This is a genomic window from Mesorhizobium sp. M4A.F.Ca.ET.022.05.2.1 (assembly GCF_003998845.1).
GTDB lineage: Bacteria > Pseudomonadota > Alphaproteobacteria > Rhizobiales > Rhizobiaceae > Mesorhizobium.
Window position 1 is genome coordinate 1 of the sequence record NZ_RZOJ01000502.1, and the last position, 3,845, is coordinate 3,845.

The 3,845-nt window shown below is 67.0% G+C and carries 3 protein-coding genes; 1 reads left to right on the forward strand and 2 read right to left on the reverse strand.

The features are described from left to right. The first annotated feature begins 81 nt into the window (after positions 1-81). Positions 82-1,203, forward strand: a complete 1,122-nt coding sequence (locus EN745_RS31480) for a DUF2336 domain-containing protein (RefSeq protein ID WP_127423046.1) — start codon at positions 82-84, stop codon at positions 1,201-1,203. A 49-nt stretch (positions 1,204-1,252) separates the two neighbouring features. Here EN745_RS31480 and EN745_RS31485 read toward each other — a convergent pair whose 3' ends face one another. Beyond that, positions 1,253-3,319 (reverse strand): FUSC family protein, encoded by a 2,067-nt coding sequence (locus EN745_RS31485; protein WP_127423047.1) that lies wholly within the window; start codon positions 3,317-3,319, stop codon positions 1,253-1,255. Positions 3,320-3,362: 43 nt separating this feature from the next. Further along, a partial coding sequence (locus tag EN745_RS31490) for a toprim domain-containing protein (RefSeq protein ID WP_245487882.1) occupies positions 3,363-3,845 on the reverse strand: 483 nt, incomplete at its 5' end.

Below are 3,845 nucleotides of genomic sequence, written 5' to 3' on the forward strand. Positions count from 1 at the left end.
GGTGAACCGTTCGTAAACCATTTCAGGCCTACGGTTTCCAGCGGGGCCGGGCCGTTCCGGCAAGGGGCGTAAGCAGGCGGTATGATTGTTTCGCATTTCCTGAAATGGATTGACACGGCAAGGGTTGCAGAGCGCGCCGCCGCGGCCAGCGCGCTGGCTCGCGCCTATATCAATTCCGACCTGCCTTTCGAGGACCGCTGCGCCGCGGAAGCCGCGCTGACGCTGCTGCTCGATGATGCCTCGTCGAAAGTGCGGCTGGCGCTGGCCGAGGCGCTGTCGATGAGCCATCACGCGCCGATACAGATCATCAGCGCGCTGGCTTCCGACCAGCCGGAAGTGGCCGCGATGGTGCTGGCGCGTTCGCCGCTGCTTACCGATGCCGATTTGATCGATCGGGTCGCCGGCGGCCAGAAGGCGACGCAGAAGCTGATCGCCGACCGGCCTGTCGTCTCGATGGCGCTGGCGGCGGCGATCGCCGAAATCGGCGAGCCGGAGGCCTGCGCGGTGCTGCTCGCCAACAGCGGCGCCGACATCGCCACGCTAAGCTTCCGCCGCATGGCGGAGCGCCACGGCCATCTGCCGCTGGTGCGCGAGGCACTGGTAGCCGACCGCCGCTTGCCCGCCGACTGCCGGCACATGCTCCTGGTCAAGCTCGGCGAAACGCTGAAAGGTTCGCCGCTGGTGCTGGCGCTGATGGGCGCCGCAAGAGCCGACCGCGTGATGCGCGATGCCTGCGCGAAGGCCTCGGTGACACTGATCGAAGGCACGCGTGCGGAGGAGCATGCAGCGCTCATCGAGCATCTCAGGCTGCGCGGTGACCTGACCGCCAGCTTCATCATCCGTACCATCGCGCATGGCAAGGTCGACTTCTTCGGCTCAGCGCTGGTGGCGCTCGCTCAGCAGTCCGAGCAGCGGGTGAGGGCTCTTCTGGCCGGCGGCCATGACGTAGCGCTGCAGGCTCTGTTCCGCAGCGCCGGCCTTGCCGCGGCCACCCACGGCATCATCCTGCGTGCGCTCAAGGTGTGGCGCGAAGTGGCCAATGGCAAGCGCATCGCCGGCGTGCAGGAAGTGAGCTGGCTGATGCTGAAGGAGCTCGGCGGGCAATCGGCCGAGGGCGATCTCGCCGGGCTGGTGAAGTCGATCCATCTCGAAGCCCTGCGCTACAATGCGCGCGGGCATGCCCTTGCCATAGCGGCGGCCTGACCTGACGCAATTCCGGACGGAAAACCCGTTTCTTACTTCCCGGAATTGCCTAGGCCTTGTTCTTCATGAAGAAATCGGGGTGGTCCTCCATCGCCGCGGCGATGATGCGCAGCGAGGCGGCGATCTGCAGCATTTCGGGCCGGTCGCTTCGCTCGGCGATGCTCGCCGCATATTGCCTTGCGACGGCGACGGTCGCTGTCTGCGGCTCGCCCGGCCTCCTGAACAGCAATTCCCGCGCCAGGCCGCGCAGGAAATTGCCGACCGACTCCATGGTCTCGCGCGGAACGAGGGAATTCAGCTGGGCGCTGCGCAGCCGCAGAACCTCAAGCCCGACAGTCACGACGGCGATGCTGCCGCCCAGGATGGGGTCGCCTCTGCGACCCGTCCGCTGCAACTGCGGCATCAGCTGGTTGATGCGGTCGTAGGCCAGACTCTCGAAGGCCGAACGCCGGGGGATGCGCTCATGCAGGCAAAGCCGCGCCAGGTCTTCCCGCATTGCCTGGGAGATGCGGTCGACGGTGACCCAGGGATCGGCCGGCAGCACGACGATGAAGACGCCGATGGCGATCAGAATGCCGACCAGGATCGAGGCCGACCCGGCAAGAAACGGGCCGGGATCATAGACCATCTGCTGGTGCGGGCTGAGGAAGGCAAGGAAGTTGATGGCGAAGGCGGTGGCGACGCCGACATGGCGCGGATTGGCCATGCCGAGCGCTGCCGGCACCATGATCGGCACGACGAAGAGCGCGAACCAGCCGAAGCCGGGCCACGCCGGCAGCGCTATCTGGCCGACAAGGAATGCAAAGGGAAGCGCCAGCAGCGTTCCGGTAAAGAAGCCCCAGGCCGACTGGACCGGATCGGGGCGCGAGGCGAACAGGCTGGAGACGACGGCGACGAGGATGACGGTGCCGGCCGCCTCCGACCATTTTGTCGTCAGCCAGAAGGCCGCCACCAGTAGCGTGGCGAGGCCGGCGCGCACGGCGTTGCGCCATGCGGCGTGGTAGTCCCGGTGCACGACCAGTGCCGGCTGGCGCCGGTCGCGGGACGGCCGCGAGACCGGCGAGCGCAGCGCGTCGAGGCCGCGCATCACCTGCTTCAGCGCCTCCGCGAAATCGGCGGCGATGGCAAGGCGGGTGAGGGTGCCAACCTTGTCCTCGTCGGGCCCGGCGGGCACCGGCGGGGCCTCTCGCGCCTTGCTGGCGATCGCCTCAAGCCGCGCCACCCAGGGACCGATGTCGTCGAGCGCGCCGGGTGTCGCCGCCAGTTCGCCGACGAAAGCCTTCAACTCGCTGCGAACCGGGATGAGAGCCGCGTTCTTCGGCGCGGCATGGCTATGCAATGCACGTGCCGCCGAGAGCGCCCACAGAAGCTGGCCGATCGTGCGACGGACCGGATGGGCGCGGGTGGCGAAGCTTGGCGCCTCGAGCCTTGCATAGGTGCGCATCTCGGCCAGCGTCTGGGCGTCGGTGATCAGCTTGCGCTGGAGACCGGCAAGCGTTGGGGCGTCACCGCCCGAGAAGGCGCCGCCGGCGTAGGTGGCAAGATCAAGGATGCTGCGCTTCAGCCTGGATATGATGGCGTCTGCCGCCAGCTTAGGCAGGATCAGCCGGCTGGTCAGGCCGGCGCAGACGATGCCGAGCACGATCTCGGCGCAGCGCGCGACGGCGAGATCGACGACAAGGTGCGGCTGACCGAACGCGGGCAGGCCGATGATCATCGCGGTGTAGCCGGCAAGCGCGGCGCCATAGGCTTCCGGATTGCGCAGCAGCGACGAGACCAGCGTGCAGATCCCGATCCAGATCGCGAGCGCGGCGACCAGTAGCCAAGGGTTGGCGCCGAACAGCGAGGTGATGCCGATCGCGGCCAGGCCGCCGGCCAATGTTCCGATCAGCCGGTAGAAGCCCTTGGCCAGCACCATGCCGGCGACCGGCTGGGCAACGATGAAAACCGTCATCATCGCCCATTGCGGATGATCGAGCCTGAGGGCATAGGCGGAAAGAAGCGCGACCAGCCCAGCCGACACCGTGCGCAGGGCGAAGATCCAATCCGAACGCGTCGGCTGTGTCAGTCCGCCGAACCTTGCCTCGATAACATCCTTCAGCCGCGCCAAGGTCACATGCTCGTCTCCGCACCGGAGCCTGATATGGACCGGTCGGCGGTCAGATATCCAGCACGTCCGCCTCGGCGAATTCGGCGCGCTCCTGGATGAAGCGGAAGCGCGCCTCCGGCTTGGTGCCCATCAGCGCGTCGACCGCGTCCTTGGTCGCCGCTTCGGCGTCGATCACGTCGACCCTGAGCAGCGTGCGCTTCCTGGGATCCATGGTGGTCTCCTTGAGCTGAGAGGCCATCATCTCGCCCAAGCCCTTGAAGCGGCCGATCTCGACCTTGGCGCGGCCTGTGAACTCGGTGCGCAGCAGCTCGTCCTTGTGCGCGTCGTCTCGAGCATAAGCGATCTTGCCGCCCTGCCGGATCGAATAGAGCGGCGGCACCGCCATGTAGAGATGGCCGCCACGCACAAGGTTCGGCATCTCCTGATAGAAGAAGGTGATCAGCAGCGAGGCGATGTGGGCGCCGTCGACATCGGCGTCTGTCATGATGATGACGCGGTCGTAGCGCAGGTCCTCGTCGCGGTATTTCGAGCG

Coding starts and splice junctions, on each gene's coding strand:
- EN745_RS31480 (WP_127423046.1), top strand. CDS start 82: ATGATTGTTTCGCATTTCCTGAAATGGATTGACACGGCAAGGGTTGCA.